The sequence below is a fragment of the Nostoc sp. ChiQUE01b genome (genome assembly GCF_034531255.1).
Taxonomy (GTDB): Bacteria; Cyanobacteriota; Cyanobacteriia; order Cyanobacteriales; family Nostocaceae; genus Nostoc.
This window is the reverse complement of the sequence record NZ_JAVRBM010000050.1, coordinates 1-26327: the sequence shown is the minus strand read 5'-3', so window position 1 is coordinate 26327 and position 26327 is coordinate 1. Positions and strand designations below refer to the sequence as shown.

Here is a 26327-nt window from a genome sequence, read left to right as displayed (position 1 = left end):
CAGCTTACTCCCGATTCACGATGACAACAATTTCTGTACCTTGACCAGGCTGACTGTTGACGTTCAGTTCACCGCCAATACGCTCTGCCCGTTCGCTCATCCCCAATAAGCCAAATCCTTGATTCATCATGATTTGGTTAGTGTCAAATCCCTGCCCGTTGTCTCTAATTCGCAAACAGCACTGCATTTGCTCGTATACTAATTCAACTTGAATCTCTGTGGCATGGGCATATTTAATCGCATTGGTTAAGGCTTCTTGTCCAATGCGTAGTAGATTATTCTCCACATCAGGTGATAAAGAGTAGGCTGTACCGATGACTTCACAGGTAATATGGCTATCGGTGGAAGATTCCATTTGCGTGGTTAGGTGTATGAGGGCACTCAATAAGTCTCCCTCCTCTAACAGTTTAGGTCGCAACGCCGCCACCGATCGCCGCGCTTCAGTCAGTCCAGTGCGGGCTAATTCATCCACCGTTTCCATGTGTGCCTGAGCCGTCTGTGGTTTCTTTGTCATTAGCTCTATCGCTGTGCCGTTATGCAACACAATGCCTGTAAAGGCTTGCGCTAACGTATCGTGAATTTCCCGTGCCATCCGGTTGCGTTCTTCCAAAATCGAAGCTTCCTCGGCACATTTGCGATCGCTAATATCAGTAATCACACCTTCCATATATCCATCGGTTGCATTCAGATGAAAAGAGTTAAGCCCCCAAAACGCTGTGCCGTCTCGTTTTCGCATTTGAATTTCAACGTTTTGCAGGTTACCATCACGCTTCAGCAACTCAACGAAATGTTGGTGATCCCTGAGATTTACAAAAAAGTCTGGGGAATGTACGATCCCAATCATCTCATCGGGTGAATTAAAGCCAAACAACTCTGCAATGCGTTGATTCGCATCGAGAGCTAATCCATCCGAGAGGCGCGATCGAAAGATGCCGACCTGTGAGTTTTCAAAGATGTTGCGGAACTTCGTTTCACTGCGCTGTAGGGCTTTTTCTGCTTGTTTGCGCTGGGTGATGTCATTGCCAACCGATAAAATTTCAACTAAATCTCCCTGTTCATCCAAAATGGCTTGATTTGACCAGGCAACCCAAACCCGTCTGCCGTCTCGGCACTGGTTTTCATTCTCCATTTGCTGGTAAGAGGTAGGGTCGAGACGATTGTAATATACATTGTGGATGAATTGTTTAAGATTGCGCCCAGAGGTTTCGATTTCTGGAAGGATTGTTTCGAGTAAGGTACGTCCTAAAATCTGATGTTCCTCATAGCCAAAAAATCTCAGCCCGTAATCATTCAGGTATTGAATCCGTCCTTGTGCATCACAGCGAAGAATGATTGAGTTTGCGGTTTGAACTAAGTTGCGATAATTCGCTTCACTTTTCTGTAACGCTGCTGTTCGTTCGGCGACCTGTTGCTCTAAAGTCCGGTTATAGTCAGCTAGGAGTTTCTCGGCTTGTTTGCGTTCGGTAATGTCTTGAAAGGTGGCGATCGCATAGACTACATTGCCTTGTTCGTCATAAACTGGAGTTCCCCACACCTCGACTGGAATTTTGGCGTTGTCGGAGCGAATTTCTACGTCATCAACCTTAGTACGTTCGCCGCTCAATGCGCGCACAATCGGCATTTTCTCAGTCGGATAGGGTCGAGCTGTTCCCGCTAAATAAATTTGATAAACTTCTGCAAGTCGATCCGGTGTCACAGTAGAATCGATTCCTTTACCCAATAGCTGAATTGCCCGTTGATTGAAGTAGTATGGGTGACCTACCGCATCTACAACTCCAATTCCCACTGGCACAGCTTCGAGAAATTGAGTCATCTTGCTTTCGCTAGCACGCAGCTTTGAGTAGAGTTTAGCATTTTCGATCGCGATCGCTGCCTGAGTCGATAATAAATGCAAAACTTGCGATCGCTCTGGTGTAAATGCTCCGACTGCTAATTGATTTTCTAAATACAACACGCCGACTAATTTAGCTTGATTGAGTAGCGGTAAACAGAAAATAGATTTAGTTTTATTTTGTTGAATATATGGATCTTTGATAAAAACACCTTCACCAATTGCGTCGTTTAAGATAACAGTTTCATGAGTACGAATGACATAATTAATAATTGATTCAGGCAGGCGATTTATAATCGGAACGGATTGCAGTACTTGTGTAGTATGGACATTCTCATCATCACTATCATTTAGTTGACCAGTCGCTTCAATTCCCCATTCTCCTGCGTTTTCCAAAATTAGAAATCCGGTTTGAGCGCCAGCATTCTCAATTAATATCTGCATTAAGGAACGAAGCAACTGCTCTAATTCAATTTCACGAGAAATCGCCTGGGATGCTTTCATTACCGCTGCTAAATCTAAAGCGATGTTTGAGGTATTAGAGCTAGTTTTAGAAGTAGTGGGGGGTGATGTAGTATCTACCCTAGACGACTGAGAGAAAAATTGCGGATAGCGAGTCTCTAAGTCTTTAACTTTAGCGGTTGCACCCCATAATTGATAGTAATAACGAGCTTCCTGCATATAAGCTTTAGCACTTAATTCTTTAGCGCGATCGCAATAAAATTTAGCTGCAAGTTCGTAAGCTAGAGCCGCTTCGTTAAGATATTCGTGTTCTTTGGCGAGGGCAATAGCGCGATCGTAGCAATCCATTGCTTCAAGATTTTTGCCTAAAACTCGATATATTTCTGCTTCTACTAAATAATATTTGTGCCAAAGATTTACTGGAGAATGATGCGCCCATTTTTTTATCTTTTTCTGATTTTTATTGACTTGGTTCAGACATCGCTTTTGTTGCGATCGAGGACTATGAGAATATAAAGCAAGCCCTGCCAGAGAATCATAAAAATAAAAGTAGGTTAAGGCAAAGGTTGCAACGATACCGTCTAGATAAGTCTGTGCTTTCGATGCATTAAATACTGCTTCAGAGTACTGCCCAAATAAATAACAGAGTATTAACTTATTTAAGTACAGCCCAACAATTGAAGTGCGATCGCCCCTTTGGATGAGACTGGGCAACAATATCTGCTCGTTATAAATATTTCCTATCAAATTACAAGGGTGTTCTGCTCGATCTAATAAATTAAGGACGGCTTGATGAAACGATTGAAACAAAAGCAAAGTTTGCTCTTGTTTCAACTGTCTGAGCGTTTCCTCATAAATCGTCATTTCAGACTCTAGTTCTGACAATTCCTTACCAATAAAGTATGAATGATAGCAATAGACATGAGCCGCCACCGCCGCAAACTCTAAATCTCCAGTTTCCAGCCCGCTCTTGTATGCTTGTAACAGAGGCGATAATGTTTCTTTTACAGGTACTTTCCAATGACTAATTAAAGCATTAACTATAAATAGTATTTTAGCGGTGAATTCTTTGGTACTGAGTTGCTCTAGTAGTTGTAACGCCAATTGCCCGAATTCGTAGCCAGATTCAATATCTCCAAACACCCCGCACAGAATGATTCCATAGCCAGCATAAGCAGCAATAGACACGGGACTATTACCGTATTTGAGAGATAAAATAATTTGCTCGAACGTAATTAATGAGAAGAGGTGAGGATCGGTATAGTACGCAGAGGTTCCTATGCCTTCTAAAATAGATAGAGCAGCTATTTTGTCAGGCTGGGTCATTTGAGGCAAACTGGCTAAGTCTGAAATTTGTTTTCCCACCAAAACCAATTTAATTTTCAGCAATCCCATCATTACATGAAAAATGGTTGGTTGTTCGGGCAATTTCAGTTTCAACTGCCGTAGCACGAGCATTCCGATGTCCAATGCTTGCTTTAGCTTAGTTTGAGCAAGTAAAGCTACGATCTTTACTTCTGTTATTTTGACTCGATCCAAGATGGTTTTGGAACGTTCCAGCACAATTTGAACCAATCTTTCCATCTGCTCGAAATTGCCCAAAAGATAAGCTGTTTCTGCTGCTGTTTCATATATAGCTAAGGTTAATTGATACTGCGTTTGCCAACTAGAAGACTCTAGTAATTCCATGCCAATTTCGAGGTAATTTAGGGCAGGTTTATAGGCTGCTGAGGCTTTGGCTTTTTTACCTGCCATTAAATTCAATCTGGCAATTTCAGTTCGTTTGGCTTCGTTAGCAACAAACTCAACCCCATAATTGAGATGATCGACAATTTCAAATAGCCTGTTTGTTAGTTGCTCTGGTAAAGTTTTTGAGAGTAAATTGCGACCGATTTGGAGATGCACGGCTTGTTTTTGAGATTCGTCAATTAAGGCATAAGCAGCTTGCTGAACGCGATCGTGCAAAAATTTATAATCTTGAACTAACAAGTTTTCATCTAATTCAGATATAGGTTGAATGAATCCAGCTTGGATGGCTGCTAGTAAATCTAGAGAAATTGCTTTCGGCGATTTTTCACAAGCGATCGCTAAAGTTTGTAAATTAAATTCAGAGCCAACACAAGCGGCTAAGCGAAGTATTTGCCGTATTTCTTCTGGCAGTTTCTTCAGCTTTAAAAGCAGCAACTCCACTACATTATCAGCAATATCTTGGGCTTCTATCTGAGCAATGTCCCACTGCCAACTCAACTGTTTAGTATCAAATGTCAATAGATTTTCGCTATAGAGCACTCGCAAAAATTCATTGACATAGAAGGGATTACCCTCAGTTTTTCGTAATACTAATTGGGCTAGAGAACGCACTGTGTCAATATTGCGATGTAGCGTATCGGCAATCAATTGACTTAACGGTTCTAGCGTTAAGGGTGCTAAAGTAATCTCCTGAAACACTGCCCCTTGTTTTCGCAGTTTCTCTAACGTCAATACCAATGGATGCGTTGGAGTTACTTCATTATCTCGATAGGCTCCAATCAAAAATAGATATTGGTTTTGCTCGTCGAGTAATATTAACTCGATTAACTTCAGCGTTGCGGAGTCAATCCACTGTAAATCGTCTAAGAAGATTGCCAGGGGATGTTCTTTTGAACAAAACACCCGCACAAAATTTTGAAAGACGAGATTGAAGCGATTTTGAGCTTGGGTTGCTCCCACAGAGGGTACGGGCGGCTGCTTGCCAATAATTAATTCAACTTCGGGTATGACATCAATTATAATTTTTCCGTTGCTTCCCAATGCCGTAAGCAAACGCGATCGCCACTGTTGCAACTGCTCGTCTGGTTCCCCGAGTAGTTGCTGTACCAATTTTTGCAGGGCATGGGCGATCGCGCTGTAGGGAATATTTCGCTCGAATTGGTTAAACTTACCCCAAATAAAATAGCCGTGCTTTGCCGTGATGGGTTTGTAAAGTTCCTGCACCAATGCTGATTTGCCAATTCCAGCGTAACCAGAAACCAACATCATTTCGACGTTGAATTGAGCATTTTCTCGCTCTTTCCTTGCGGCTACTCTGTCAAATATCGCTAATAATGCTTCAATTTGGGCTTCCCGTCCGTACAGTTTTTGAGGAATTTGAAATTGCTGGGAAATATCTTGAAGACCTAATTGAATGCGATCGATTTGACCAATTTCTGCTAATAGCTGGGCGCAGCATTCTAAATCCGCTTTGATGCCCCAAGCACTCTGATAGCGATCTTCCGCATTTTTCGCCATCAGCTTCAAAATTATGTCGGAAACAGGTTTGGGAATCTTTGAATTCAGTTCGTGCGGGGGAACAGGTGTTTTGGCAATATGGCAATGAACTAGTTCTAGGATGTCGCTGGTGGGAAACGGCAACTTTCCGGTCAAAAGTTCGTAAAATGTTGCACCTAGCGAGTAAAAATCGCTGCGGTAGTCGAGCATCCGGTTCATGCGCCCGGTTTGCTCTGGAGATAAGTAGGCAAGGGTTCCTTCTAGAAGATGAAGACTTTTAAATGTTGGATTGGTGCGGCTGAATCGAGTGGCAATACCAAAATCAATCATTTTGACAACGCCAGTATTTGGATTCAGGACGATGTTACTAGGATTGATATCTTTATGAATGATGTTAGCAGCATGGATTCTGCCCAGAATCTCTGTAATGGCGATCGCCAGCCCAAGAAAATTCGATAAGGGCATAGGGTAGAAGTCGGATTGTTGCTGCTGCAAGCGTTCTAAAGACTCGCCGCCAAAATCTTCTAGAAGGATAACGAGCGTGCGTTGATAGTCCTGCTGGCTGTATGCCTTAACTACACCTTCGATTTTGAGGGAATGGGTAATTTCATATTCCTGCTTGTAGCGAGTTAATTCTTGGGGAGAGGGATAATCTTGCTTGAGGACTTTAGCAACAACTGCACAGTTATCTTGCTCTCTAATACCCCGATACACTAGAGTTGCTGGACTTTCATAGATTTTGCTTAAGATGACAACTCCAGGTAGGGTAATCATTCAGCTTTCTCCCAATGAGTGTAATTAACAACTCTAATTTAAGGAGCTGATTCGTAAAAAAAATCTTAAGGGTACTCAACTCATTATTAGGTCTAAGTTTCAGCGAACAAGTGCTGTATTGAGTTAAATTACTGAAACCCTTATTAAGGGACTTCCAAATAAAAAAATATCCTATTTCTTGGAGTTACCTAAGTAAGTACTTTACTTGAGTTTACAAATTAGCTCTAATAGGCTTCCTCTTGTTAAGAGGAACTGTTAGTATATTGTTAATATTATGTTGTTTAACACATTACCATTTTGTATATTAACTTGTTTATCTATCCACAGGAATAAATTAAGTTAATTTTATTAGTAATTGGTTATACAAATACTCACCGTTCGCGTAATAGAATTTCAGTAGACCGAAAAGTTTTGCGATCGCTAAAAAATAGTAGTTTACGATACCATTTTTGGCGGAATATAACAAAGCTGACTGCCAAAGCCAAATGATAAGATTAGCTTATGAACAAGCGCCAAAAAACAACCAAAATTAGCCAGGTGGTAAACAAACTTCGCAAGCGACCCCATAGTTACGATCTACGGCTTGACGTAAAAATTCAAGCATCTGTTTGAGGGTAAATAGATGAGAAAAAACTTGTCTAGAGCTTTTTTTTAAACGGCTGAGATAATGCCAGACTAGATAAATCCAAACATTAATAATTAAAAAAGCTAAAGCTACAAATAGAAATCTAATTGTTGGATTTTTGATCCCACTTCGGTTTGTCAATTATCAAGCTGATTAGCTAATCATCAGATGAATATTTACGGTTGTCGAGTTTTTTTACAGTTTATCTCCATCATTAACTCCGTATCTTTCTCTATCAAACTCAACACCTTTCCCTCCAACGCCGTCAAATAAGCCCGCTTCAGCTTCCCCAACGACTCCAAAAACCTCTGCACCGATTCCTCCAGTTCACTAGAATACACCCGACTAATGCGATCGCACATCTCCCGCACCTGCTGGCATTCATCTGGCAGGTAATTGAACGATTTCAGGTGCTGCACCCCAACAGTACATTCGCCATCCCAGAGTCTTACAACGCAACTGAACTCGCCAACATGAGTAACAATGCACCAACAGCCGCCCTTGCCTCGCAAATCAGGATTATCCTTGGCTAAGATTTGGCACACCTCACCGACTTGGTAGCTGTTGGGTACTTGGGTGCGTTCCATAATCCTCTGCACCACATCAGTTACAATTCTGGCACTGGGAACTTTACCGCCAGCCTCCTCTATAGCTTTTTGCCAAACTTCCTGTTGTTGCTGGGGTTCCAGCTTTGTTAGTGGTCGAACTTGACGTTCATTATTCGGCAAAATGTGATCCAATGGATCACATTTTTCAGCTAAATTATCAAACACGACAGCCGCATCTATTAAAAGATAAGATTGGCGGCGGCTGTGCCCAAAGCGATCGCGGCAGTATTCCTCAAATGTGCGATGCGTGGATCGATACAGTCTGCGATCGCGCAATTCTGCCAAAGCCTTCCCCGCTTCAAAAAACGCCCGTTCTACCTTCCGTTCTAAATGCAAGCGATCGCTCTGCTCTTGTTCGGTCAGTTCTGGTACTTCAACAGCAGAAACATCAATGATTGCAGAAGCTGGGTTTTCTGAAGGGGCGATGTCTGAGTTGAGTGATTTTGGATTGCTGAATGGGGCAGAGGTGGATTTTTTGCGCTTACGGGGTGGGGTATTCATTTATCCACCTCTCTATTAATTGGATGGTGTTTGTAGGGTAAAGTCCATCACAAATTTGTTTTAAAGATAGTCATCATTGCTTGCTCATGAATAGTTTCAAAGAACAAAAAGCTTGTAGTGGCAAGATTAACCATTAAACTGTACTCCTAAGTCGATGCCTAAAGCTTGTTCAATTCCACGTAAAGTTTCTTCAGATATCCACTGCCTTTTATCTTGTTCTATCTGATACCAATAAGCAGTAGAAATTCCTGCAAGCGTTGCTAGCACTTGAACTGATCTACCATCTTTTTCCCTAGCCTCCTTAATCTTTTGAGACAAGTCAGGAATTGTAACTTTTATCTGTCTAACGACATCCATCAATATATATCAATACACCTCCACAATTCTAATCTTGTTTTGTATTCTAAAAGTATACACCAGTTGACAACTAGTGTATATAACAGTAGTATAAAGATTAAATAAAGAGAAAGCACTCCCGACCGCGAATCTGAAGTGCTTTCCGTTCTATAACAGAACTTACACATCATGACACATAACAATTACAGCCAACAACAGCTGCGCTCCAAATCCCTAGCCCAGCTAAAGCGCACTTACAGCGAAATCGGCTGCACAACCACAGTAGTAGACAGACGGCGCAGGGCTGCGTGGATTAGTGCGATCGCCTCTCACCAAGCCGCCCAACTCCAGAAAATCGCCTGTCCTGCAAAAGATGAGCAAGCGATTGCCCAAAGCGAGTTCGACAGATACATCGCAACCCAAGCCGAAGCTGTCGCACCAGAAGAATTGGCAATCAAAGAAATCAACCCCCACCATTTCGAGATTTTTGCTGGTAAACAACTAATCGCGTACATCAGTTACGACAGCAGCGAATTTGTCACGCAGCCTTGGGTAGTGATGGTGAACGGTGTAGAGATTTTCCGCCACAATACACAAGCATGGTGTTATCGCTACATTACTTGGCACTACAAAGACTGCACACTCCCATTACCCTTGCCTGCACCAGCCCAGTTCCCCGAAGTACCGACAATTACCGAAATCTCCTTCTACGAACAAGAAGCGTTCGTTAATGGCGAACTGATAGCCAGCATTAGCTTCGATAGCGAGAACCATGAGAACCTGTACTGGCGAGTGCTGGTAAATAACAAAGAGACTTTCCGAGACACCACATCTGCTCGATGCCACAGCTACGTTAAACAGCAGTATCAGCAAGGGATACTGCCAGTGCAGGAACCCTTTGAAGAACCTTGCACTACCGACAACGAAATAATGTCCCAAATTTTCGATGCCTGTAAACAACACGGATTAGAACTGCTCGACGATGGTATTTACTGGGATGACGTGAAGTTGGGCGAAGTTGGCTGTAGTAATGGCAACTGGTGGGTTATCCGGGCTTCTTCAGGGCAGCACAAGAGGGCGTGTGAGTCGGTAGATGAGGCAGTGCAATTACTGTTGGTAGCTGAAACTGTGTCTTACGAAGAACTTTTGGATAAGGCTTTTGACGAGCTAACGACTGACGAGTGGAGGCTTTTGATGGAGTCTGAGCCTGTGCGAGAACTCGTTGCGGCGTAGGGAAACAGTGGGCATTTATGCCCACTTTCTCAATTTGACTATTCGCTTGCTGTAAGTATAAGCACTGATTTCTGATTTTGGCAAAAAAGTCCAATTCAGCGACTTCCAAACTATTTGGCAATTACAGCTAAGTGTAATTACTCAAGGCACAAACTATTGCTGATTCTACAGATAACAGCTTACGCATCGCCGCCATTGATAAACACGCTATCGAATACTTAGTGAGAAAAGTTTTTATGACAGAACAAATCGCAGACTTAGAAAGATGCTGGTTTCTTTCATCACCTTGGGGCCAAAACATCCCACCTGTAGAAGTCAACTTATTGGAGAAAGTCTACCTCAAAACCAATCGAACATTCGGTTACTGCTGTGGAGTTCAGTGGTATAGCGATTGCTGGAACTACGTTATCGAGGTCAAAGATGACTATTCCAATTCGCAATTCGCAAGTCGCAATTCGCAAGTCGCAATTCGCAACTTTTGTCCTCACAAGCTAAGTTAAGGGCTTGAGTATTGAGACTACATGTTTTGTTTTTTTCATGTTTGAAATTAGAGGCTTGTACCCTGAGTGAATCAATTTTTAATTACATCCACAATTGCGAATTGCGAATTGTTTTAAGCAAAGGCTAGTTTTGGGGATTGAGTTAATCGAAAAGTCTTGGTTTTATTTTGTCGAGTTGGCATCACCTGATTTTCCCAAAGTATCGACTATGACCAGTCGCTTTTCTTTGGTGCGAGAAGAAGATTTAGTTCGAGTTCACATCTGACCGATTCACTATTTGAACAACCAAAAGGACTTAGTTATGTTGGTACACTTTTGGCACGACTCTGAAATTAACCAAATGGCCCAGGATGGACATATAGGAAAATACGCCATCCCCAAGGGTTACGTGAACGGCACTCAAATGTGCAAAGCTAACGGTAAGTTTTTAGCCGACTACACCAAGCTCAAGTCTACAAAGCAGTATTTACAAGCACTTTCTAACGATATGAAGATCTTCATATCGTCGCTGGTAATCGAAATTCAAGGTCATGGCAGCGAACAAAGCACTTGGCTACATCCTGAAATAGCTGTTGATTTAGCTCGGTGGGTTTCAGTGGAGTTTCGAGTTTGGGCTAACAGAACCTTGACAAAAATAATGGTAGTAAGTGAGGTAGAACCTGTACCAGAACCCTCACCACCCAAAACCATAGCCCCATCCCACGAAGCTGCACAGTTAGCCATGATGCTGGGTGAATTTGCTGGGCTAGACAAATCCCTCACCGCGCAGTTAGCTGTTAACGCCGCTACTGCTGTCAATCCTGTCCTCAAGCCAGCCGCCGACGAACTCAAGACTGCGATCGCTTCCACTAATCCTGCTGAAGATGCATTTCTCAACGCAACACAGATTGGTGAAGTAGTCGGCATGACTGCAAGGGCAGTCAACAATTGGTTGGTGTAACACAGGCTGCAATATCGCACTGAGGATAAGAAAATCCCGTACCGCCCTACCGAGTCAGGCAAACAATGGGGGCGTATGGTTCCAGCGTTGGCTAGGTCATCGAATCAAACTGTTTTTCAACTGCGATGGCTACCCGAAATTGTACAAGTTATCTCTCAGTAATTGGTCAAAATTATGAACAGTTTACGAGAGGTTGTAGCAGATAAATATGGTCTTGAAGCTTTTGCTATGTACGATGAATTTTTCTTTGTTAACTTACCAGAAAATGAAGACCACACGCTGAAATTTTTGGAAAGCAATTTACCTGATTGTATTCGGATTGAACTTGCTGAATGTTTTGCTGGTGGTGTAATTGCTGCGTGGGAAGTACCGTTATTTTTACTCCCTAAAGTTTTAGAGCAAGCCTACGATTTTATAGAGCAGTTTTGGGAGGACATATCTAAAGAAGAAGAAAAGTAAAAGCGATTGTTGCTTTATTGAATAACAACCGCCAAACAAAAACACTCCTTAGTTTCAGGGTAACTAAAATGATAGTCAGAATTCAAGTAGTACAAAAAATTTATCAAGAGGCACATATTGATATCACCAATATGTTCTGCGAAGATGCGATTAAACAGCACATTGTTGATTTATATAACAGTGGCGAAATAACTCCAGATTTAAACATTTTTCAGGTTGATTTTGAGTCAATTAGCGCAACTATTGTCCATAATCAAAACTCTGTAGATTTTGAAGAGGAAACAGCATGACAGTCACACCACTATTAACACCCCAGACAACTGTTATTGAAACTGTCAGCAGGCATCCTCTGAACTTCTACGAGTCGCCCTCATGGTTCACAACTGAACTACTGCGCTATGTCCGATTATCTGGTGTCATTGGTGAGCCTTGCGTTGGGATGGGGGCGATCGCATCTTTGTTGAATGTGTGGCCATATACAGAACATATCTGGACTAACGACATCGACCCTAATAAACAGGCTCACTTTCACTACGATGCAACTTTAACCGAATCTTGGGCTAAATTCCCCGAATGCGACTGGATCTGCACTAATCCGCCTTACGCCGAATTTGCATCCCCAATTATCAAGAATGCTTACCACAAAGCCCGTGTAGGTGTCGCTGCTTTTCTCCTGACCAGCTTTCTCGAACCTTGCGATGATCGTGCCGAATTTCTCCAGCAGCACCTGCCGTCACTTGTACTGACTCTGCCCCGCTTTTGTTTTCGCAAGGACAAGAGGGGTACTCGTTGGGCTACCGATAACATCACTATTTCATGCTTCGTTTGGGACAAACGTGCAACCACACAGCGCATTATCGTGCGTCCCAAATCTCAAATTGTTGGGTTTTATAAAAATCCAGAGCAAGCGATTTCACAGGAACGGGCAGAAGAAATTGTAAGAGCGATCGCTTATGGAGAAGTAAGTACGAATTATTCAACATCATCAGCAGCCAGCACCAAGCAAAAAATACTCACTCAAGTTGCCCAAAGAGCCAATTTCTAAGAATTTTGACCACTTTGCTTGGCTATTTCTTGCTGCACTGTTTCGATATCTAATTCTAGTGCCTCAGCTATTTGTTCTGCATTCAATCCTACTTTCATTAACCGAGGTATTGTTTTTAGCTTAGTCTCTTCTTCAACTTCTTGATAAAACCGAGTTTGTTGCCACTGTGTTAATCCAAACATTGCTTCCAATTCCTGCCGAGTTTTGTCTGCAAACTTGTACACCAACATCCTTTCTACTAATTCTAAAAGATTTCTCCGATTTGATAGAGTCGGTTGTTGCACCAAATTAATTAAATTTCTGGCTTTGGCTACTGCCTCGTTTTCTTTTGCTACCACTAACTGAACTATTCCTAAACCAACAGAGTTAGACGATGTATCAACTAATTCATCCAAATATACTATCTGAATTTGTCCTGCTGCAAGTGAAGTTCTATAAGCCAGCGGTACGCCAGAATCAAGGCTACGTTTTGCCCAGAGTACCACAGCTTGCCAAGCTCTTGACGGTCTGTACTGATTTAGATACACAAACGCCTCTGTTATTAATCGCCAATACAGATCGTCATCCTTTTGAAATTGCACTTCTACAAAATAAATTGTGTCTTCTGGAAAGTCATCTTTAGGCAGAAATAAACCATCTAAGCGTCGGGCTAATTCTTTAATTTCTACAGAGGTGAATTGATAATGTGTTGCCACATCAGGAGATAAAGACAGCAATTCAAACAGAACGCTAGGTAGATTTTGAAACAGTGTGTAAAAAATCGTATCCGTTCTCATAAATTGATTAAAAAAAGAATATCTAGAGTTGACATTTTGAGATAAATCATTCAACGAACACAAATTATGACAAACATAGAATGGACAGACTTAACAGATAATATCATTCGCGCCAAAGATGGTGGCTGGTGGTGTCAAAAAATTAGCCCTGGCTGTGCCAACTGTTATAGCGAAAAGCTTAATCAAAATACTTTCTTTGGTGGAAACAAACTGCCATATTCTGGACAGCCTCCTGAACTAGTACTGGACACAGAAATTATTCGGAAGTGGGGATTCCAGAAAAAAACTAAAAAACATTTCGTTGCTTCCATGACAGATGTTTTTGGTGAATGGGTTCCGCGTTATTGGCAACATGAAATGTTAGACGGAATGTTTGTCGCTCCCAAACAAACTTTTCAAATATTAACAAAACGACCATTAATAATGTTGTCTTCTGTTGAAGCATGGCTTGACAGTCATGGCTTAGATAAGTTGCCTGAAAATATTTGGGTAGGCACTTCGATAGAGAATCGCCATACTCTTCAACAACGCAGTCCGATTCTGGCACAAATTCCGGCTCATGTTCGGTTTTGGTCAGCCGAACCATTGTTAGAAGATTTGGGCGATATCAGTCTATTTCTCAAAGATATTCATTGGATTATCTGTGGTGGTGAGTCTGGCCCAAACTCCAGACCTTGCCATTTAGAATGGCTCCAATCAATTGTTCAACAATGTCACTCAGATAAAATACCTGTTTTTGTGAAACAAGTGGGAGCTAACGCCTACTTTCAACAACAGCAATTTAAGACCCGCGACAAGAAAGGTGGAGACATTACTGAATTTATACAACAACTACAAGTTCAAAAATTTCCCTGTCTCCCAATTCATTAAAAACAAATCCCTCGATTAGCAAGAGTAAACCGAGGGAAGACAATTTATTTAGTGAGGTGTATCACCATGAGTTTAGCAGTAAATGAATTAAATAATCGTACAGATTTTGGAGTTTTTATTCCAGGCTTCTTTGATGATTACCCACTTGAATCATCAGAATTTAGGCTGTACGCACATATTCAAAGAAGAGCAGGTACAAGTGGTTGTTTTGAGTCTATTCCTAACATGGCAAAACATTGTTACGTGGCTCTGAAAACTGCCAAGAATGCTATCAAGCTTTTACTAGCCGCAGGAATGATTGAAATACAAGAACGTCTTGGAACTACCAACATTTATACTCTGACTCCACCTTCTAAGTGGGTTTCTCCCGACCAAGTTCAATTACTTCGCTCACAAATCAAGACAACAAAACAAACCCCAGCCAAAATTAACCCCAGTCAAAATTGCACGGGGGGTGGGGTTAAATCTGACCCCAGTGGTGGGGTCAATTTTGCACGGGGGGTGGGGTCAAATTTGACCCACAAAGGTATTCCCATTAAGGTAATCCCATCTAAGGAACTCACACTAAGTACAGAACCCCCTTCAAGAAACGCACTTCCCACCCATCAAAGTGTGTGTGAAGAGTCTGGACAACCAGAACAACAAAACCAGGAAAAACAACCAATTCCTGAATCTTTCACTTCGTTGTCAAATCAATCCGAGACTTTGCATCAAACCGAAAATCCCTCATCCGGGCCAAACATTCCGGCGGCGTCGTTCGAGAAACGCGAACAAGCGAATAAACCAAGTAAACAAAAATTTCAGTCGATTGAAGATTTAATCAACCAAGTTTTACTAGACCCTGCCATCATGGCATCTGACCCGTTGCCCGCCGTTTACCGAAGCGAAATCAAGTTGCGTGGCTGGCGCTTCCCCTGGCGCACTGCTACCAGAGACAAGATTTACCAAACCTGCTCACGCCAGCTGGTTGAGTTGATAGCCAAAGAAAGAGCCAAGTGGAGTAAATGCGAGTGGACTGAAAAAATCCCCACTGTCATCAAGTCCATTGGCAATTTGGAAGCAACTAAGGGCGGCTTAGAAGAACTGCTGGGCTATTGGTCAAAAGTTGTTGAGTCAGCTGCACCTCAAACTGAAGAATCTGGGCAAACTGACCAACCCATTGGCTACTACTCGAATCGCTCCCTTGAGTGGCACAAAGCCACATTCTGCGAATTGCTTGATCTTGGCGACAAAGTTGGGCATGAACTTGCGATCGCTCAATTCAGTACCCGCTATGACCAACAACACACAGGTGCTACTGATGGCTGGTTGAACTGGTTGTCCATCCATTATCCCCAAATGTATGCCCACTTACATCAAGCCGCAGCATAAAAACAATTCGCTGCTTAGAGCAATACCCCAGTCCTATACCCTGTTTGCCCAATGCCCAATGCCTAATTCCTAATGCCCAATGCCCAATGCCTAATGCCCAATGCCTAATGCCCCATGCTCAATGCTCAATGCCCAATGCCCAATACCCAATGCCCGATGCCCAATACCTAACCTTGACCAGAGGTTTTTATGACAAAAAATTTGGATTTCACAACCAGTAAAGACTGCTTGCCCCCGCAAAGCATCGAGGCTGAAGAAGCCATACTCGGCGGCATCATGCTTGACCCTAATGCAATGAGCCGAATCAGCGATCGCTTGATTGCCGATGCCTTTTACATCAACGCCCACAAGGACATATACCAAGCAGCCCAACGATTGTACAGCCAAGGTAACCCGACAGATTTGCTTTACATAACCAGTTGGTTGTCTGACAACGGTCTGTTGTTCCGCGTTGGTGGACGCAATAAACTCGCAACTCTGGTTGACCGTACTGTGTCAGCTATCAACATCGATGCTTTCGCCGATTTGGTTATGGAGAAATACCAAAGGCGGCAGTTAATTAAAGCTGGCACGGAGATTGTTAAACTTGGCTATGCAACCGAAACCGAGCTACCGATTGTCCTTGACCAAGCCGAACAGAAGGTCTACAGCATTGCGTCTGAGCATTCTGCCACTGACTTGGTTCACATTTCCGATTCCTTGGCTGATGCTTTCACCGAGATTGAGGCGCGTCATGCTGGTACTGCAACGCCAGCGCTGCCCACTGGCTTTTACGACTTGGACAGTTTGCTCGGCGGTGGCTTCCGCAAAGGGCGGTTGTATGTGCTGGCTGCTCGTCCGTCTGTCGGCAAGTCGGCTTTGGCTGGTAATCTCGCTCTGGCGGTTGCTCAAACAAGCCGATTACCTGTTTGTGTCTTCAGCTTGGAAATGTCCACTGATGAGTACGTACAGCGATTCTTGAGCAGTGAATCGGGCATTGAAAACAACTTCTTGGAAACTGGGCGCGTTTCCAATAACCAGTGGCAACCTCTAAGCCAAGCGATCGCTTCTTTGAGCGAACTGCCGATTTTCATTAACGATAACTCTTGCCCTAGCTTGACAGAGATTCGTAGCCAAGTTCGCCGAATATCGTCTCATTACAGTGGTGTTGGACTTGTGGTTGTGGATTACCTGCAATTAATGGCTGAAGGTGCTGATTCTAGAAACAACATAACCGAGCGTGTTGGGGAAATCAGCCGGGGACTGAAGAAGCTTGCCAAGGATTTGGATGTACCAGTGCTGGCTTTATCCCAGTTAAGCCGTGAAGTTGAAAGCCGCAATGACAAACGCCCAATACTCAGTGATTTGCGGTCAAGTGGGGCAGTGGAACAAGACAGCGATGTTGTCATCATGCTCTACCGCGAGGAGATGCACAATCCCGATACCTCTGAGCGTGGCATTTCTGAGTTAATTATTCGTAAGCAACGCAATGGCCCAACTGGGACAGTCAAGCTTTTGTTTGACCATCAGTTTACCTCTTTCAAGAACCTTTCTCATGGTCGGGAGTTTTGATGAAATCAGTCCTTTCGCTTTTCTCCGGCATCGGCGGACTCTGCCACCACGGAATATCAGCCGCTGAACTCACCCACAAATTCCGAGTTCAGCAATTTGTCGAAATCTCCCCTTATTCTCAATCACAATTGCGCCATGAACAACCAGAAGTCCCCATCCATCCAGACATCACCAACTACCACTGCCACCAAGGACAATTCGACATTTTGTGCGGCGGATTCCCTTGCAGCGGCACCAGTAACTCTGGCAATCGGCAAGGACTCGCTGACCCCAGGTCAGGACTGTGGCACGAAATGTTCCGCATCATCCACCAGTGTAGACCAGCGATCGCTCTCATCGAAAACCCTACAGGCTTACTCAGTCGCGGACTTAACCAAGTCCTGTTTGACCTTGATTCCATCGGGTACGATGCGGAATGGAATTGTGTCTCTGCACAAGAAGTCGGTTTGTCACACGAAAGAAAGCGCATCTTTGTCATTGCCTACCCCAATGGCTTATTCAACAAAGTCATCCCGTCCGCCTGGACAGACCAAATTGGAAATCACATTACGCAAGTGCGGCTCTCTCATGAAACAAGAAGCTATCAACCCGGAGTTCTTACGGTGGCTCATGGGGTTTCCGTTGGAGTAGCCAAGGGAATCAAGGGCAACTACGATGCTCGTCGGGCTTACGGGTTGAGTTGTTCTCCAAGACAAGCTGCTGTTGCTTGGAAACGGATTGATTATTTGTGCAGTCTACTTTCAAGTCAAGAGGGTGCATTATGATTAACCAAATCAACTCATTGGAAAACTGCTGGTTTATTTCTCCACCGTGGGGCCAAACGAATTCGCAATTCGCGCATGAGCGCAATTATTTAAGAATCGCACTGCGATCTTCGACGTATTCCTACGTCCAAGCAAGCTACACGTAGCAGACGCACCAGAAGGAGCGTCATTGCAAATTAATATGCCTCCTGAATTCTTACTTAAATCTTGCTCAACAGGAGAATTAAATTGAGTTACGATAACACTGCTAAGTATTTAGCCGAATTATATCCTGCCGATTTTGCTAACTGGTTATTACCAAATCAACCTAATCAAGAAGTTACTGTTTTAAAAACTGAACTTTCAATCGAGCCAATTCGGGCTGATTCTGTGATATTTCTCCAAACAAAAAGCCGCATTCTCCATCTGGAATTTCAGACTTTAGCTAAGTCTAATCCTCCTGTTCCCTTACGCATACTCGACTATTATGTGAGACTGAAGCGACAGTATTGATTTGTGCTGCCAAGAAATTCAGCATTCACCAAAAACTCACTCACAACCACTTCTTTCACAAGTGTTAACAAATAAAATTGTTCATTTTCTTGGCACGCTGCTAACAAAATAATCAATTTTTAATCGCTAGAACCTTTGATTTGTGAGACGATTTAGAGAATGAAACGAGCCTGCCCTCAATGATACGGCTGTTAACCGATACATTTAATGGAAACATCTTTTCTGTGCTTGTGAGGCTAAGATTGGCAAATATCTCATTACCTTTGTTAAATAAACTACTATCTTTATTCAGCGTGCTATAGCTAACTGTTGATTGAAAGGTATAAGTCCCTGCATTAGTGATGTTTTGAGTTGGAAACAAGAACAATTCACTATCTTTTGCGTTTACACCACCATCATTTCTAACTAACTTAGCTCTGAGTTGGAAACCAACTTCATTCTCAATAAGAAAAGTCTCAAACGAAGTCAGCCTGACATCGACTGTTACACTGACACTAGCCTCTGAATTAGTAAACAGATCGATTGAGACTGTGGGATTAGATAATGTTGCCATACTTAGTTATCTCTTGAAATACTTACTTTTATTTACACTTTTAAAAAGTAAATTTGGCACTATCATCAGGTATATTATTAAAATAAGTAAGTCAGTAAATATATTGATATCAATATCTGCCAATAGGTACTTAATATCAAGCATCTAATTTGCTAATATCTACTCAGATATTTAGTGCTTTATTAGACTGACGAAAGAAGAAGGCAACAAATTGCATAAGGCGTTGTACAACGCCGGCGAAATGCCTTGGCAGATTTTCGAGCATTCTACCCCGACCACCACAACGATCGATTCTGCCGTGCGTCGTTCTATTGCAGACTTTGGGGGGACGATTAGCCAGTTCCCTAATAGTACGCTAACGATCGCGCGATCGTTTGGGAATTTCCCCTTGTTTCTCGCCTGTTGGCATTTTGTACGGTACGAAGCAAATCTAGTTCATCACCGATTTCTTCGAGACGAGTATCAATATTATCAAACCTTGCATTGATATCTTCCGGTGGCAGAGCGTTTGTCATAATTCCTCCTTCTCCTTACTTCATTGTGGCAAAAACTCATGGTATGGCATGGCAATTGGAGAATATTCAGCGAATCATACGCCCTATACCTATCACTGGCAGGCAAGGTTTGTTTAATGCAGAGATTGATTTGCACTCTCGACACCTGGAGGCAGTCGCATGAAATCTGTTCTCTCACTTTTCTCCGGCATCGGCGGACTGGTTTCCCCTGTGCCGGCACAAGTGGAGCCGGCGATCGGCAAGGGCTACTCGACACAAGGTCTTTCCTCTGGCGTGAGATGTTCCGAATCATCAGACCAAACTTAGGTTTAGCATTGTGCTAAACAATGTGGTCGCTCCAGGAGCAGAATGTCTGCGGGGAAATCTTAGTTAATTGCTATACTCTGCAACATTTTTTCCGAAAAATACAGCCGATAACGGGTTAGTATACAGCAGGAACTCAAAAACAGGTAAAGCAAGATTATGGCAACAATCAGAGGTACTGATGGGGACGATATTTTAATCGGGACTGCTGGGGATGACAGAATTATCGCTAGTGCAGGGGATGATATCATTACTGGTGGAGATGGTAAGGATACCATTGATTACAGTGACTTAGAGCAACCTGTAACACTCCAGCCAGTGGTGATTCAAAAAGGCGTAATTGGAACTGATACGTTTAGAGATTTCTTTGAAACTGTTATTGGTGCTAGAGGACAGACTAATATTATTGATGCAACTACTGACAGTACAAATGTATCAATAATAGCTGATTTATCCAAAGAAAGACTAGAAATCAGAGTTGTCGGTTCGCCACCAATAATAGTCAGTGTGAAAAATTTTGTGAATGTAATTGGTACAAATCAAAAGGACACTATTACTGGTGATGCTGCTGATAATCAATTATCTGGTAGCGGCGGCAATGACATTATTAGAGGTAGTGCAGGCAATGATACCTTAAATGGTGGAGATGGTACTGATACGGCTGATTACAGCAAAATAGGTGTAAGCTCTACCATCTTCATTGATGGAACTCTTAAAAAAGGTGGCGGACTGGGTACAGATTTACTTGGCAATTTTGAAAATCTTGTTGTTGATGCTAGCGTTGCAAATAACACTATAGACGCCTCAATTGCCCCTTCAGCACCCTTTTTAGTTGGAGATGCATCAGTTAACGTTAACCTTGAAAGTCAAAGTTTCGTAATTAATAATGTTCCTAACATAGGCACAGTTGAGTTCACATTTATAAACTTTGATAATGTTAAAGGTACAAATCAAAGTGACACCATTGTTGGAGATAGGCAAAATAATCTGTTATTTGGCAATGGCGGGAACGATACACTTTCTGGTAAGGGCGGGAACGATACACTCGTTGGTGGGTTCGGTACAGATACTCTCACTGGGGGACTAGGTGCAGATAATTTTGTTTTTACCAACGGATTAGAAGGTGTTGATATTATCAAAGACTTCAAGGCTGTTGAAGGTGACAAAATCCAGATTTCTCAAGCAGGTTTTGGCGCTATTTCCATTAGCGACTTCAGTTACGATCCCCTAAATGGTTCTTTGTTCTTTGAAGATTCTAGATTCGCCATTCTAGAAAATAAGCCTATTGGTTTTCAAACTAATTTAGATATTCAACTGGTTTAAACTCAGGGATTGTATAATTTCAATACTATACTGGGACTTAGCTCGATTTTATCCATTTTTGCCTACGGGCGATCGCCTACATTTGCGATCGCTGACGAGGCAACTTCAAAGTCCCTTGCGCGCAACTCAACAAAACACTATTGCGATTGCCTCTTTAGGGCATCAGTTAGGAGAAAGCGTCTCTGAACTCATAGGCACTATTGACGGGAGCAATTAGCCACATGGAACAAATGATTACCAGAGCTTTCAAGCTTTCTTGGCAATGGCTCAAACCCTCCAGGTGAGTGAGTACTGTATTAAAATAATGGTCAGGGCTAATGCGAAGCTATGCAGTATTATATCTGTGACCAGGAAGCGACAAAGGAATGGCTATGTCTCGACTCAATCGACTACATCGTTGAGTGTCTAGAAGCGTGTGAGAGCTTCGAGATGCTAGCGGATTTACGAGAGATATTCCCCAGACAGACACTGAGGGTTGCAAGTACTAAGGTAGGCGCTGGCCAGAGGGAGAAAATTATTCTTTGGTTACAGCAGTTGAACCAGCTCAAAGCAGCATAAATGAACCCCCATCAGTCAAATTTGGGAACCAATGGTTCCCATTCGCCCCTTCAACGCTGCGCCATCACCTCAAGATAGCAATAGCAAACTGTAAAAGGCGGTTGTTAATCGGCAGCGGGGGAGGCGATCTGCTACAGTGGGTGGGGCGTTTGAAGGAAGCGATCGCCCTTGTGCAAAATTCAGACTTTTCCTTCTATGTTTGAGGAGGTGAGAGGTGGAAGACATAGGCAACCACCTCTTACCCCCTCAGAATGATTATCATTATCTTTTAAAGATTAACTTATGATTTTTGCTGATTAATTTATTTCTTGGAAGTCCCTTGGTTTTATCAGAACCTCGACAAACTCCGATACCACTCAAAAGTTTTTGATGAAACCTGTGCTGGTAGACAACAATAATCACACCACATCGAATGATACTAGTTGAGTATAAATCACTAGTGGCTAACACCACAAACTGTCGAGAGAATCTCAGTAGACCGAAAAGTTTTGAAAGTTGACGAAAGAATAAATGTTTCAGGCGACGTAATTGGAGCTTTCCATCACGACTATAAGCGATCGCTCTATTCGTCCATCCAGAACAAAAGTACTTGAAAGGTCGATGATAAGCTGATTTCGATGGATAGTGTTCCCAAGGGAAAATCAAGGACTCATAAGGTTTGTGGAAAACTTTTCGGTCTACTGAATCTATGTAAGCCGTGGGAAAGTAGAAGTAACAACTCAAAGCACCTTCCCACAACCGGAGGATAGTATGAAGTCCGAAAAGAGATTAGGTAATAATAACTAGAAATAAATAAATTGATTGGAGTTAGTCAGACTAAGATCGAACTTATCCTTTACGAGGGCAACTAAGTCTGTACCAAAACGTATTCCCGTTCCTTCAACTCAATTAAGCGTCATACGGTCAAGCGAGTATTCACTTGAACTACCAGCTAGTTGAATACGGTCATACCCATAACCAGCCTGAAAGTCACGAATAATAGCATAGTCCGCATTACCTCCACCTTGATAATCCTGTATCGTACGAAGCACACCGTTGTACGTTACACGATAACCAAAGCTGAATGTATCACCTTCAGTTCCACCCCAAAGATTATCTACAGTATTCCTACTCTGATTAGAGAAATCAGAATAGGTAATCTTAGAGGCTGCACGTATAAGGTCATAACCCGCACCACCATAAACGCTATCATTATTAAAACCACCAACAAGGAGGTCGTCGCCATTGTCTCCATAGAGGGTATCATTACCTTCTTCTCCATAAAGGTCATCATTACCTCCACCACCACGGATAGTATCATTACCTATACCACCGAATATATAATCTCTACCATCCCCACCATTAGCTGAGTCAGCACCAAAGTATAAGTAAATCCTATCAGTATCTTGACCACCAATAACTGTATCATCACCATTACCAGCATCGACAAAATTAAACTCGTTACCGATGATTAATTGAGCTCTGCCTAGTTCTATGTAATCGTTACCATTACCAGCGCGTACTGTGTCAGCACCATCGCCACCGTAAATTCTATCGTTACCATCATTACCATCAAGGTTATCATTACCACCTAAACCGTAGATAGTGTCATCACCACCCAAGCCTTGGATAGTATCAGCACTATTAGTACCAGTGAGCGTGTTAGCATTGTTATCGCCATTGATAATAGCCATATTTTGATTCTCCTTGAGTACACAGGTTTTAGTGAAGCACATTCATCAATGGAAATCAAAACCTTCATTGCCAACTGGAGTTGTTGAGATTGTGGATCTTTCTTCTTCAATCTGTTTGTTTCTTCCGTCCAATACTCCAGGAATTTCAATGCCTTCGCCTGAGGTTCTTTACCTGCCTTACCGATTTACTTCCAGAATCAAAACCGAATCACTGGCTTGATGTTTTTGTTAAATATGGCTTTGCGAGTTTTTACCTTGATAGAGTTTGTTGTCAGGCTTGCACTCCAACAAGCTCAAGATTCTTTGCAAGGTCTTTATGATGGCAATCCCAAGTGCAAAACGCATCGACCTTCTGCCGAGCAAATGCTTAAGGCTTTTTGTCACATAACTCTTTACTTTCTCCCTGATTCTACGGTCTTCATTACACCTATCAAGCAGCTTTAAAAACAAATTCTTTTTGCCATGAAAATGCCTGAATCCCTTTATGAGCTAGAGCTTAGGCTGTGTAAGACATAATTCCTCCTCACTGGGTCAAAATGAGCGAATGCCCAGCAGTTACCAAAACTGCAACGGTTATGAAATCCCAGGCGGCTGTTGACTATTCTAGGTAAGTGGAAACTTCAAATGTCAGCAATAAAGCCGTCTAAAGAGACAAAGCTTCCACACATCCCACGAGGTTTTGAGCCAATACACATTCTTTAGTGTGAGGATTTAACCATGTCTTACCCGATTCCGTCCAAAATGTGGCAGCGAGGCAGTATTGTAGCACTGTTATTATTGATACCGTCAGTAGGAATTGCAATTTTACGTCAGTCTGCTACGGTTGCGGTTCCAGTCAATCAGACTCCTAAGAGTTCTACACCAACAACCTCCATTCTACCCAGTCACCCTGACTACCAAGCACTCCAGGCATTTGTACAAAAGTATAGTTGTGTCGTCTCCGTTCAAAACTTTGGTACTGTTGCGATAACCCGGACTGAGTTTGCCACAGTCTTGAATGCCTGTGTGAATCGGAGCAATGAGCTAATAGCGACTGACCCCAAGATAGTTACCGAAGCGGATATGAAAACCTTGCAACGGTTGGAGTCCGAATTCGCAGCAGAGTTAGCAACCCTAACAAGTCAGATAAATCAATTGCAAGATTTTACTCCTACTCTGGCTCCCAGAGAACGTACTCAAGATGAGTCTACCCGAAAGACTCAACCCTTACCTACGGCTCCATCCCTTAGTATTTCGTCTGGCTCATCTGTGCACAATCAAGTTGTTAACCGTGCGTACATGCCTAAAACCCAAGCTGGTGGAATTAGGGGAGGGGTTGTCCCAGAGCCACAAACAGGTAGCAGATTTAATACAGAAAACTACAACCGAATTGAGGATAATCCCTTTCATCACGTCGGTAATGACCCCCTTTCCACCTTTTCCATTGATGTAGATACAGCATCTTACAGCAACGTGCGACGCTTTATTACTCAAGGAGAATTACCACCCAAGGATGCAGTACGAATTGAGGAATTAATCAACTATTTTACCTACAACTATCCCCAACCAAAAGACAATCGCCCTTTTTCTGTCACCACTGAAGTTGCTGCTGCTCCCTGGAATCCTCAACACAAGTTGGTACAGGTGGGTTTGCAAGGTAAACGCCTAAAGAGTCAAACTTTACCACCCAGCAACTTAGTATTTCTGATTGATGTCTCCGGTTCTATGGATGACCCCAACAAATTACCGTTGGTGCAACAGTCCCTGAAATTGCTGGTAAATAAACTACGTCCTGAAGATCGGGTAAGTTTGGTAGTCTATGCTGGCAATGCTGGATTGGTATTACCTGCTACTCCTGGTAGCCAGAAATCAACAATTCTGGCGGCGATTGATCGCTTAGAGGCTGGAGGCTCCACTGCTGGCGGTCAGGGGATTGAACTAGCCTACAAGATAGCCGAACAAAGCTTTCTTAAGTCTGGTAATAATAGAGTAATTTTAGCTACTGATGGAGATTTTAATGTCGGGGTTTCCAGCGATGCCGATCTGACGCGATTAATTGAACACAAGCGAGATCGGGGAATTTTCCTGACGGTATTGGGATTTGGCACTGGCAATTATAAGGACTCAAAAATGGAGCAACTGGCTGATAAGGGTAACGGCAACTACGCTTACATCGATACCCTATTGGAAGCCAAAAAGGTTTTAGTTAACGATTTGAGGGGAACTCTGTTTACCATTGCCAAGGATGTGAAAATTCAAGTGGAGTTTAATCCAGCGAAAGTTCAGGCATATCGCTTGATTGGTTACGAAAACCGCTTGCTGCAAAACCAGGACTTCAATGACGATAAGAAAGATGCAGGCGAAATTGGGGCTGGTCATTCTGTGACGGCGCTGTATGAAATAATTCCCACTGGTATGAAGAGCGATGTGAAACTACCTACAGTAGACCCCTTGCGTTATCAGCGTTCTGGTGAAACTGCCTCCGGGGAAGGCGGCAATGAATTGATGCTCTTAAAACTGCGCTATAAATTGCCCCAGGACAGCACGAGTCAACTAATTACCCAAACTATCCAAGATGATGATTTGAGAGCCGACCCCTCCACCAACCTGAGATTTGCTGCGGCGGTGGCAACTTTTGGGATGGTGCTGCGTGACTCTGAGTATAAGGGGAATGCTAATTACGATTTGGTAATGAATTTGGCAACTCAAGGGAAGGGAGAAGACCAGGAGGGCTTGAGGGGTGAGTTTATTCGCTTGGTGGAGCAATCTAGGGGGTTAATTACAAGGAAATAATTTGAATTGCTTTGACCTACCATTGTACTTCTTTTTTTATCTGCGATCGCTCTAATTACACCAGCTTTCGATCTGATTTTCTGAGTTCACTTCTTTTTCGGAACGATTTTGGAAGTATTTGTAATATTCAGAAATACAGCGTATCCAACGTCCCTTAACGTAAGCATAAGCAGTCCCCATATCAAAAGGGTCGGATACCGTTGGCGAAATATTACTTAACATAAAAACGGCGGCTCTACCGTGTAT

General features: G+C 42.8%; 26 protein-coding genes and 1 pseudogene. 18 read left to right on the top strand and 9 right to left on the bottom strand.

Annotated elements, in window-relative coordinates; all coding sequences use genetic code 11:
- Positions 1–4 precede the first annotated feature (4 nt).
- The 3 genes from RMY63_RS27030 to RMY63_RS27020 all read right to left on the bottom strand — a co-directional run bounded on the left by RMY63_RS27030 (position 5) and on the right by RMY63_RS27020 (position 8404).
- Positions 5–6313, bottom strand: coding sequence for a PAS domain S-box protein (locus RMY63_RS27030; RefSeq protein WP_322731652.1), 6309 nt, complete (start codon positions 6311–6313; stop codon positions 5–7).
- 801 nt (positions 6314–7114) lie between these two features.
- Positions 7115–8047 (bottom strand): hypothetical protein, encoded by a 933-nt coding sequence (locus RMY63_RS27025; RefSeq protein ID WP_322731651.1) that lies wholly within the window; start codon positions 8045–8047, stop codon positions 7115–7117.
- 126 nt (positions 8048–8173) lie between these two features.
- A complete protein-coding gene (locus tag RMY63_RS27020; protein ID WP_322731650.1) occupies positions 8174–8404 on the bottom strand; it encodes a helix-turn-helix transcriptional regulator in 231 nt (76 codons plus the stop codon).
- A gap of 168 nt (positions 8405–8572) precedes the next feature.
- Between RMY63_RS27020 and RMY63_RS27015 the strand changes: the two genes are divergently transcribed.
- From RMY63_RS27015 to RMY63_RS26985, 7 genes are all read left to right on the top strand, one after another.
- Complete coding sequence (locus tag RMY63_RS27015) at positions 8573–9616, top strand: hypothetical protein (RefSeq protein ID WP_322731649.1); 1044 nt, start codon at positions 8573–8575, stop codon at positions 9614–9616.
- Positions 9617–9852: 236 nt separating this feature from the next.
- Positions 9853–10116 (top strand): DUF1392 family protein, encoded by a 264-nt coding sequence (locus RMY63_RS27010; protein ID WP_322731648.1) that lies wholly within the window; start codon positions 9853–9855, stop codon positions 10114–10116.
- A gap of 94 nt (positions 10117–10210) precedes the next feature.
- A complete protein-coding gene (locus RMY63_RS27005) occupies positions 10211–10381 on the top strand; it encodes a DUF1392 family protein (RefSeq protein ID WP_322731647.1) in 171 nt (56 codons plus the stop codon).
- A gap of 36 nt (positions 10382–10417) precedes the next feature.
- The gene (locus tag RMY63_RS27000; RefSeq protein ID WP_322731646.1) at positions 10418–11056 is read left to right on the top strand and encodes a KilA-N domain-containing protein; all 639 of its coding nucleotides are present in this window, start codon (positions 10418–10420) and stop codon (positions 11054–11056) included.
- A 174-nt stretch (positions 11057–11230) separates the two neighbouring features.
- Positions 11231–11515, top strand: coding sequence for a hypothetical protein (locus RMY63_RS26995; RefSeq protein WP_322731645.1), 285 nt, complete (start codon positions 11231–11233; stop codon positions 11513–11515).
- A 68-nt stretch (positions 11516–11583) separates the two neighbouring features.
- Entirely contained in the window at positions 11584–11805 is a 222-nt protein-coding gene (locus RMY63_RS26990; RefSeq protein ID WP_322731644.1) for a hypothetical protein, read from the top strand.
- On the top strand, positions 11802–12560 hold the full coding sequence (locus RMY63_RS26985; RefSeq protein WP_322731643.1) for a hypothetical protein: 759 nt from the start codon (positions 11802–11804) through the stop codon (positions 12558–12560). Before RMY63_RS26990 ends, RMY63_RS26985 begins: the two co-directional genes overlap by 4 nt.
- Here RMY63_RS26985 and RMY63_RS26980 read toward each other — a convergent pair.
- Complete coding sequence (locus RMY63_RS26980) at positions 12557–13336, bottom strand: Rpn family recombination-promoting nuclease/putative transposase (protein ID WP_322731642.1); 780 nt, start codon at positions 13334–13336, stop codon at positions 12557–12559. The two genes, RMY63_RS26985 and RMY63_RS26980, sit on opposite strands and share 4 nt — an antisense overlap.
- Positions 13337–13402: 66 nt before the next feature.
- Between RMY63_RS26980 and RMY63_RS26975 the strand changes: the two genes are divergently transcribed.
- The 6 genes and pseudogenes from RMY63_RS26975 to RMY63_RS26955 all read left to right on the top strand — a co-directional run.
- On the top strand, positions 13403–14206 hold the full coding sequence (locus RMY63_RS26975; RefSeq protein WP_322731641.1) for a DUF5131 family protein: 804 nt from the start codon (positions 13403–13405) through the stop codon (positions 14204–14206).
- A gap of 66 nt (positions 14207–14272) precedes the next feature.
- Positions 14273–15577, top strand: coding sequence for a helix-turn-helix domain-containing protein (locus RMY63_RS26970; protein WP_322731640.1), 1305 nt, complete (start codon positions 14273–14275; stop codon positions 15575–15577).
- 189 nt (positions 15578–15766) lie between these two features.
- Positions 15767–17128 carry a replicative DNA helicase gene (gene dnaB, locus RMY63_RS26965; protein WP_322731639.1) on the top strand — a complete coding sequence of 454 codons (1362 nt, stop codon included), beginning with the start codon at positions 15767–15769 and terminating at the stop codon, positions 17126–17128.
- Entirely contained in the window at positions 17128–17892 is a 765-nt protein-coding gene (locus tag RMY63_RS26960) for a DNA cytosine methyltransferase (RefSeq protein WP_322731638.1), read from the top strand. Before dnaB ends, RMY63_RS26960 begins: the two co-directional genes overlap by 1 nt.
- A complete protein-coding gene (locus RMY63_RS41915; protein WP_416212554.1) occupies positions 17889–18038 on the top strand; it encodes a DUF1392 family protein in 150 nt (49 codons plus the stop codon). The genes RMY63_RS26960 and RMY63_RS41915 overlap by 4 nt, the downstream gene beginning before the upstream one ends.
- An 82-nt stretch (positions 18039–18120) precedes the next feature.
- A pseudogene (locus RMY63_RS26955) lies at positions 18121–18381 on the top strand (hypothetical protein); the annotation flags it as partial.
- A gap of 115 nt (positions 18382–18496) precedes the next feature.
- Here the strand turns inward: RMY63_RS26955 and RMY63_RS26950 are convergent.
- Positions 18497–18937, bottom strand: coding sequence for a hypothetical protein (locus RMY63_RS26950; RefSeq protein ID WP_322731637.1), 441 nt, complete (start codon positions 18935–18937; stop codon positions 18497–18499).
- Positions 18938–19281: 344 nt separating this feature from the next.
- The gene (locus RMY63_RS26945) at positions 19282–19452 is read right to left on the bottom strand and encodes a hypothetical protein (RefSeq protein WP_322731636.1); all 171 of its coding nucleotides are present in this window, start codon (positions 19450–19452) and stop codon (positions 19282–19284) included.
- 116 nt (positions 19453–19568) lie between these two features.
- Between RMY63_RS26945 and RMY63_RS26940 the strand changes: the two genes are divergently transcribed.
- From RMY63_RS26940 to RMY63_RS26930, 3 genes are all read left to right on the top strand, one after another.
- Entirely contained in the window at positions 19569–19775 is a 207-nt protein-coding gene (locus RMY63_RS26940; RefSeq protein ID WP_322731635.1) for a DNA cytosine methyltransferase, read from the top strand.
- 139 nt (positions 19776–19914) lie between these two features.
- Entirely contained in the window at positions 19915–21078 is a 1164-nt protein-coding gene (locus tag RMY63_RS26935; protein WP_322731634.1) for a calcium-binding protein, read from the top strand.
- A 521-nt stretch (positions 21079–21599) separates the two neighbouring features.
- The gene (locus tag RMY63_RS26930; RefSeq protein WP_322731633.1) at positions 21600–21839 is read left to right on the top strand and encodes a hypothetical protein; all 240 of its coding nucleotides are present in this window, start codon (positions 21600–21602) and stop codon (positions 21837–21839) included.
- 58 nt (positions 21840–21897) lie between these two features.
- Here RMY63_RS26930 and RMY63_RS26925 read toward each other — a convergent pair whose 3' ends face one another.
- Both RMY63_RS26925 and RMY63_RS26920 read right to left on the bottom strand, forming a co-directional pair.
- Positions 21898–22359 (bottom strand): hypothetical protein, encoded by a 462-nt coding sequence (locus tag RMY63_RS26925; protein WP_322731632.1) that lies wholly within the window; start codon positions 22357–22359, stop codon positions 21898–21900.
- 161 nt (positions 22360–22520) lie between these two features.
- Positions 22521–23309, bottom strand: a complete 789-nt coding sequence (locus tag RMY63_RS26920; RefSeq protein ID WP_322731631.1) for a calcium-binding protein — start codon at positions 23307–23309, stop codon at positions 22521–22523.
- Positions 23310–23528: 219 nt separating this feature from the next.
- Between RMY63_RS26920 and RMY63_RS26915 the strand changes: the two genes are divergently transcribed.
- Together RMY63_RS26915 and RMY63_RS26910 are read left to right on the top strand one after the other, a co-directional pair.
- The gene (locus RMY63_RS26915; protein ID WP_322731630.1) at positions 23529–23753 is read left to right on the top strand and encodes a hypothetical protein; all 225 of its coding nucleotides are present in this window, start codon (positions 23529–23531) and stop codon (positions 23751–23753) included.
- Positions 23754–24026: 273 nt separating this feature from the next.
- Complete coding sequence (locus tag RMY63_RS26910) at positions 24027–26081, top strand: YfbK domain-containing protein (RefSeq protein ID WP_322731629.1); 2055 nt, start codon at positions 24027–24029, stop codon at positions 26079–26081.
- A gap of 51 nt (positions 26082–26132) precedes the next feature.
- On the opposite strand, the gene RMY63_RS26905 is transcribed toward RMY63_RS26910, so the two are convergent.
- Positions 26133–26327, bottom strand: a 195-nt coding sequence (locus RMY63_RS26905) for a hypothetical protein (protein ID WP_322731628.1), incomplete at its 5' end; no start/stop codon positions are given.

What these genes read in the sequence shown, in the direction of transcription:
- RMY63_RS27030 (WP_322731652.1), bottom strand. Translation starts at nt 6,313, where the DNA reads ATGATTACCCTACCTGGAGTTGTCATCTTAAGCAAAATCTATGAAAGT.
- RMY63_RS27025 (WP_322731651.1), bottom strand. Translation starts at nt 8,047, where the DNA reads ATGAATACCCCACCCCGTAAGCGCAAAAAATCCACCTCTGCCCCATTC.
- RMY63_RS27020 (WP_322731650.1), bottom strand. Translation starts at nt 8,404, where the DNA reads ATGGATGTCGTTAGACAGATAAAAGTTACAATTCCTGACTTGTCTCAA.
- RMY63_RS27015 (WP_322731649.1), top strand. Translation starts at nt 8,573, where the DNA reads ATGACACATAACAATTACAGCCAACAACAGCTGCGCTCCAAATCCCTA.
- RMY63_RS27010 (WP_322731648.1), top strand. Translation starts at nt 9,853, where the DNA reads ATGACAGAACAAATCGCAGACTTAGAAAGATGCTGGTTTCTTTCATCA.
- RMY63_RS27000 (WP_322731646.1), top strand. Translation starts at nt 10,418, where the DNA reads ATGTTGGTACACTTTTGGCACGACTCTGAAATTAACCAAATGGCCCAG.
- RMY63_RS26995 (WP_322731645.1), top strand. Translation starts at nt 11,231, where the DNA reads ATGAACAGTTTACGAGAGGTTGTAGCAGATAAATATGGTCTTGAAGCT.
- RMY63_RS26990 (WP_322731644.1), top strand. Translation starts at nt 11,584, where the DNA reads ATGATAGTCAGAATTCAAGTAGTACAAAAAATTTATCAAGAGGCACAT.
- RMY63_RS26985 (WP_322731643.1), top strand. Translation starts at nt 11,802, where the DNA reads ATGACAGTCACACCACTATTAACACCCCAGACAACTGTTATTGAAACT.
- RMY63_RS26980 (WP_322731642.1), bottom strand. Translation starts at nt 13,336, where the DNA reads ATGAGAACGGATACGATTTTTTACACACTGTTTCAAAATCTACCTAGC.
- RMY63_RS26975 (WP_322731641.1), top strand. Translation starts at nt 13,403, where the DNA reads ATGACAAACATAGAATGGACAGACTTAACAGATAATATCATTCGCGCC.
- RMY63_RS26970 (WP_322731640.1), top strand. Translation starts at nt 14,273, where the DNA reads ATGAGTTTAGCAGTAAATGAATTAAATAATCGTACAGATTTTGGAGTT.
- dnaB (WP_322731639.1), top strand. Translation starts at nt 15,767, where the DNA reads ATGACAAAAAATTTGGATTTCACAACCAGTAAAGACTGCTTGCCCCCG.
- RMY63_RS26960 (WP_322731638.1), top strand. Translation starts at nt 17,128, where the DNA reads ATGAAATCAGTCCTTTCGCTTTTCTCCGGCATCGGCGGACTCTGCCAC.
- RMY63_RS41915 (WP_416212554.1), top strand. Translation starts at nt 17,889, where the DNA reads ATGATTAACCAAATCAACTCATTGGAAAACTGCTGGTTTATTTCTCCA.
- RMY63_RS26950 (WP_322731637.1), bottom strand. Translation starts at nt 18,937, where the DNA reads ATGGCAACATTATCTAATCCCACAGTCTCAATCGATCTGTTTACTAAT.
- RMY63_RS26945 (WP_322731636.1), bottom strand. Translation starts at nt 19,452, where the DNA reads ATGACAAACGCTCTGCCACCGGAAGATATCAATGCAAGGTTTGATAAT.
- RMY63_RS26940 (WP_322731635.1), top strand. Translation starts at nt 19,569, where the DNA reads ATGCAGAGATTGATTTGCACTCTCGACACCTGGAGGCAGTCGCATGAA.
- RMY63_RS26935 (WP_322731634.1), top strand. Translation starts at nt 19,915, where the DNA reads ATGGCAACAATCAGAGGTACTGATGGGGACGATATTTTAATCGGGACT.
- RMY63_RS26920 (WP_322731631.1), bottom strand. Translation starts at nt 23,309, where the DNA reads ATGGCTATTATCAATGGCGATAACAATGCTAACACGCTCACTGGTACT.
- RMY63_RS26915 (WP_322731630.1), top strand. Translation starts at nt 23,529, where the DNA reads ATGTTTTTGTTAAATATGGCTTTGCGAGTTTTTACCTTGATAGAGTTT.
- RMY63_RS26910 (WP_322731629.1), top strand. Translation starts at nt 24,027, where the DNA reads ATGTCTTACCCGATTCCGTCCAAAATGTGGCAGCGAGGCAGTATTGTA.